Below are 5473 nucleotides of genomic sequence, written 5' to 3' on the forward strand. Positions count from 1 at the left end.
AACCCAAGCGGTAACACTTCGAACCCTAGTGGTAACACCGACACTTTGATCGCGCCTACCGACCTGAACACTACTAAGAACGATAATGGTTCTTACACAATCACCGGTAAGGGTACGCCAGGTGCAACCGTCACCATTAACAACCCAGCCGGAACCAAGATTGGTGAAGGCACTGTTGGTACTGATGGTTCCTTCACCGTGACGATTCCTGCTGGCTCAGCTAAGGCGGGCGACAAGGTTTCCGTAATTCAGGCGAAGGACGGCAAGACCAGTCAGCAGCAACAATCACCATTCCTGCTGACCAGCCAACTAACATTGGCGTCAACTTTGGCACTGATGGTCACGCGCACATAACTGGGAACGGTGTACCAGGGTCCACCATTTACGTGGTCACACCAGATGGCGACTCGATCGTAACTGGTAAGGTTGGCGATGACGGCAAGTTTGACATCACGTTGCCACTCGACTACAGCGATGCTGGTGACAAAGTCGTCCTTGTACAGGCTACTGATGGTGGCCTCAGCAACCCAGTTGGGATTATCATTCCTGCCCAGACGGCTAAGGACGTCCAGGTAACAAATGATGGTAAGACTACGACCATTACTGGTACGGGTACTCCAGGTTCCACCATTACCATTACTGATGGTAACGGCAAGACGGTTGGTACTACGACTGTTGGTACTGACGGCAAGTTCACTGCCACTGTTGATGATGGTAACGTTAAGCCTGGTGACAAGCTGAACGTTACCCAGACTACTAATGGTGTTGATGGTGCACCTGTACAAATTACCGTGCCATCAACTACTCCTGGCAACGTTGATGTTACTAATGATGGTACCAAGACTACTATCACTGGTACCGGGACTCCTGGTTCCACCATTAAGGTTACTGACGGCAACGGCAACACGATTGCCACTGGTACTGTTGGTGACGACGGTAAGTTCACAATCACTATCGACGACGGTAAGATCAAGCCTGGCGACAAGCTGAACGTTACCCAGAACACTAACGGTACGGACAGTGCTCCGGTCACGATTACAGTTCCTTCTCAGGGTGCTTCTAACGTTGACGTTACGACTAACCCTGACGGTAGTGTAGACATTACCGGTGAAGGCAAGCCAGGCTCCACGGTTACTATTACTGATGGCAATGGCCACACAATTGGCACTGGTACTGTTGGTGACGATGGTAAGTTCCACATTACCATCAGCTGGCACGCTCAAGCCAGGTGATACTGTTGGTGTGACCGTAACGACTGATGGTGTACCAAGCAAGACGGTGACCGTCACGGTTCCTGCACAAGGTGCTACCAACGTTACCGTCACGACTAACCCTGATGGTAGTGTTGACATTACCGGTGAAGGTAAGCCAGGTTCCACGGTTACTATCACCGATGGTAAGGGCAACACGATTGCTACTGGTACTGTTGGTGACGATGGTAAGTTCCACATTACTATCCCGTCCGGCATCCTTAAGCCAGGCGACTCCGTTGGTGTCACTCTGACAACTGATGGTGTGCCAAGCAAGACGACCACCGTGACGGTGCCAAACACTACCAGCTCTAACGGTACTAACGGTAACGGCTCCAATGGTACTGGTACTAACGGCACTGGTTCCAATGGCAACGGCTCTACTACTGGTACTAATGGCAGTGGTAACGGTACTTCCGGTAACGGTTCAAGCACTGGTACCAACGGTAACGGCTCTAGCACCGGGTCTAATGGCTCTGGCACTACTACTGGTACCAATGGTTCCACCACTGGCAACAACCTGCCAAGCACTGGTTCTAACGCTTAACCGCCACTAAGACTGGTCTTGGCGCAGGTACCAACGGTTCCACTAGTTCTGCTAGTGGTAACAGCCTGCCTGCAACTGGTGATGATGAAGGTGCTTACCTTGCAGTAGCCGGGACCATTGCAATTGGTCTGGTTGGTCTGCTTGGTGCTGAAGGCATGCGTCGTCGGCGTCGTGAAGACTAATATCGATGAACGGTTGGCACAATCCTGAACGGTTGTAAATACTGACGGTTTATCAACTGGACGCACTCTGTGATATGGGGTGCGTCCTTTTTGGTCAAAGGGGGGGAGATAATGGCGACAAAGGTGAGCTTTAACGACGACGGGTAACCGTCGTTGTGTGCCGTAAGTGCGGTAGTTGGGCAACTTTAACGGATAGAGGAATCTAAAATGTACTATTTTCTGGATGATAATTTCAATCAATTTGCTTCCGGTATTGAGCACGCAGTGTTGAAACGACAACAGCTGTTCAAAGCAAATCGCGAGCACGCTAAAATTGTCAGCATCAATTATTCAACGCGCATCGTCAATCAAAGGCGTTACTGGAACATTGACAGTGACGAATTTATCAATATGTATGATTACTTTGCCGAAAGCGGGGAGTTGCCGGAGTCCCGCGTCACGGTTGAAGACCTGGGGTTCCGCCCGCCGCTGTACCGGCTGGAAGAGCATGGCGCTCAGGTTGGCGTGTTCATTGAACAAAAGAGGGTCGCGGACATCCACCTGTTTACGGATGACCTAGGTGGGGTGGATCGTGTCGACTTCTTTGATGATAACGCGCTCCGCATTCGCACCGATTATTACGATACGCGTGGCTACCGGTCGATGAGTCAGTACTTTGCGCACGCCGATAACCAAGTCGTTTTCTGGGTCGTGGTGGAGCAGTTTTATACCGTCGACGGTCGGGTGTTTCTGGAGAACCATTACGTACAGGACGTGAATGGCAGCGGGCGCAGAAACGGAATGCAGTTAACGCTGAAGAATCGCCCGCCAATATATTTGCAGAACGTAGAGCAGCTGTTTCGCCGTTTCTTTGAAATGATTGCGAGCGAGACGCAGGAACCCGTAGCCTTCATCGCCGACCGGCAGGATGATATTGCACACGCGATGATTTTTGCACGGGTGCACGCTGCCAAAATTTTGTATGTGCACAGTTTGCATTACAGTCCGTATACTGACCCCGTGCATGGTGGGTTGACGTTTAAGGAACTTGCCCAGACGGACCAGTTGAGTCGCCTGGACCTGATCATTACGTCCACCAGGAGGCAGGCCACGGATCTGCAAGCCCGACTGCACACGCAGATTCCGGTGGTGGGCGTACCGGTGGGCATTGTCCCGGCAACTTTGCTGGCCCAAACACCGATACCAATCGACGCTCCAGGTAGAATCCGGGGCAAAGTCGTGGTGGTCGCTCGCCTTTATTGGGAGAAAAATGTGTCCGATGCCATCCGCGCCTTTGCCATTGCGCACGAACAACTGGATTGGCTGACAATGGATATTTACGGTTATGGTGACGACCGGGATCAGCACCAGGAACAAAAGCAGTTACACCAACTGGTGGCGGATATGGACTTGGACGACGTCGTCACGTTTAAGGGCCACACCAACAACATGAATGCCGTTTACGATGGTGCACAGCTCAGTTTGCTAACCAGTAAGCTGGAGGGTTTTGCCTTAGCGTTGTTGGAGGCCGAGTCGCACGGGGTACCGGTGGTTTCCTATGACATCAACTACGGCCCGGCCGAGATTGTTGAGGATGGTCGTAGCGGATTCCTGGTACCACCAGATGACTTCAAGCAGATGGCTGCCCGGATGATCCAGTTGCTCAGTAATCCACAACGCCTGGCCGAATTCAGTCGGGGAGCATACGCTGCATCCACGAAGTTTTCGGCGGGCAATGTGTGGCGTCAATGGCAAGGCAAAGTGTTACCAGTAGCGGGTAAAGGGGCTGACCAGTAATGTACTTCTTTTTGAACAATACTTCATTTTACTTAGCATCAGGAATTGAACATGCAGAGTACGCCCGGTTGCGGCTCTTCAAGCAGCACGGCGTTGATGCCAAAATTTTGACGCAGGTATACCAGTTAGACGCCACGGATAATTTAATTGCTAATCACGTCGATCCGGACGACTGTATCAACATGATTGACTACTTTTGCGACAATATCGGCGTGACCCCACGCGCTTTGACCGTTGATGAAGTTTACCGTGATTCCCCGTGGAAGCGTGTGGGGGATGGGTCCACGGTACATTTTTACCAGGGAAATTGGGAAACGCAGCGGGTGTATACCAACCAGGGCAACATCACCAAAGTCGAACATTTTGACGGTGACCAACAGCTGGTCCGCCGGGACCGCTTTGATAGTCGGGGTTTCCGGGCCAAGAGCGAGTTCTACGCCACGACGGATGATCCGCAGGCGGCCCTGCTGACGCTGGAACAGTATTACTCATCCACGGGACGGGTCGGCTTTGAGACTAGTTATCGCAGTCGTAATAACGCAGTAGTGTCGGTCAACCACCGTATTCAACTCGCGGACGGGCGGTCCTGGGCGGTGTTTAATTTGGGGCAGGCCATGACGGTATTTTTGGATCTAATCAATATGGATAACGGCGGGCACAACACGTTTATCTCTGACCGTAGTAACATCACCAACCAGCCGATGATTGAAATGACGACGCCAGCCCGTAAAATCGAGCATTTTCACAACATCCACTTTGCCGATCCGCGCGACCCGATGAACTCCGCGCTCACGTATCCGTCGATTGCGGAAACTAACCGGTTGGCGGCTACCGACATGATTATTACGCCCACCGCGCAGCAGGCCGACGATATGCGGCGCAGGCTCAAGACGGACGTGCCGATTGTGGATATCCCCGTGGGTTACGTGCCGGGGGCCCAGCTGCAAAACTCGCATGTGCTGATGACGGACGCGCGTCGAATTAAGGGCAACATCATCATTGTGGCCCGGCTGTCAAAGCAGAAAAATCTATCTGAAGCTATTCTGGCGTTCGCCGCTGCGCATGAGCAGCTGGATTGGCTGACGCTCAATATTTACGGTTACGGCGATAGTGAGGACGGCTTCCAGGAGGAGAACAAGTTACGGGCGCTGGTGCAGGAAAAGCAACTAGCGGGGTGCGTGATCTTTAATGGCTACACCCGTGATATGGCCGCAGTGTACCAGAGCGCGCAGCTGCTGCTGATGACAAGCGAACACGAAGGCTTTGTGTTGGCACTGCTGGAGGCCGCTTCGTTCGGGGTGCCGCAGTTGTCGTACGATAGTTACTACGGCCCGGCGCACGTGATTCGTGATGGTCAGAGCGGGTACATGGTACGTTACGGGGACCGGCCTGCACTCACGCAGCACATTCTGGACGTGATGCGGGACCCGGAGCTGTTACAAACGTTGAGTGACGGGGCGTACGGCCGGGCGGAGGATTTTTCCGACACGGCTGTATGGCAGAGGTGGCAGGATGCTGTGATTAGGCACGATGGGGAACGTGGGCAATTTAATAGGAAGAATGTTGACCCCATTAAGGGCCAGCTTCAGGCACACCCCGTGAACTTTGACGTGTAGTGTGTGCGGTGGGGTGGCGGTGGCGGTTCTGGCTGTTGGGGATGCCGTGGGGTGCTGCGACTTTGTGGACCGCTCCACGGTGACCGCTACTAGTGGCTGGCC

General features: G+C 53.0%; 5 protein-coding genes and 1 pseudogene. All 6 read left to right on the forward strand.

Going from position 1 to position 5473, the window contains the following annotated elements; translation table 11 throughout:
- Nucleotides 1-354, forward strand: a 354-nt coding sequence (locus tag JCM12539_RS13465; protein ID WP_225350384.1) for an Ig-like domain-containing protein, incomplete at its 5' end; no start/stop codon positions are given.
- 32 nt (nt 355-386) lie between these two features.
- On the forward strand, nt 387-1232 hold the full coding sequence (locus tag JCM12539_RS12185) for an Ig-like domain-containing protein (RefSeq protein ID WP_054651790.1): 846 nt from the start codon (nt 387-389) through the stop codon (nt 1230-1232).
- Between the two features lie 10 nt (nt 1233-1242).
- The gene (locus JCM12539_RS12190) at nt 1243-1797 is read left to right on the forward strand and encodes an Ig-like domain-containing protein (protein ID WP_054651792.1); all 555 of its coding nucleotides are present in this window, start codon (nt 1243-1245) and stop codon (nt 1795-1797) included.
- Between the two features lie 62 nt (nt 1798-1859).
- A pseudogene (locus JCM12539_RS15385) lies at nt 1860-1979 on the forward strand (LPXTG cell wall anchor domain-containing protein); the annotation flags it as partial.
- A gap of 207 nt (nt 1980-2186) precedes the next feature.
- Nucleotides 2187-3755 (forward strand): glycosyltransferase, encoded by a 1569-nt coding sequence (locus JCM12539_RS12195; RefSeq protein WP_054651794.1) that lies wholly within the window; start codon nt 2187-2189, stop codon nt 3753-3755.
- Nucleotides 3755-5371: a glycosyltransferase gene (locus JCM12539_RS12200; RefSeq protein ID WP_054651796.1), complete on the forward strand. Its 1617-nt coding sequence runs from the start codon at nt 3755-3757 to the stop codon at nt 5369-5371. The genes JCM12539_RS12195 and JCM12539_RS12200 overlap by 1 nt, the downstream gene beginning before the upstream one ends.
- Nucleotides 5372-5473 lie beyond the last annotated feature (102 nt).

It is taken from the genome of Lacticaseibacillus pantheris DSM 15945 = JCM 12539 = NBRC 106106 (genome assembly GCF_001311175.1).
GTDB classification, from domain to species: Bacteria; Bacillota; Bacilli; order Lactobacillales; family Lactobacillaceae; genus Lacticaseibacillus; species Lacticaseibacillus pantheris.

Bases quoted from the DNA above. Each gene is read 5' to 3' on its own strand.
- JCM12539_RS12195 (WP_054651794.1), top strand. From the start codon at position 2,187: ATGTACTATTTTCTGGATGATAATTTCAATCAATTTGCTTCCGGTATT.
- JCM12539_RS12200 (WP_054651796.1), top strand. From the start codon at position 3,755: ATGTACTTCTTTTTGAACAATACTTCATTTTACTTAGCATCAGGAATT.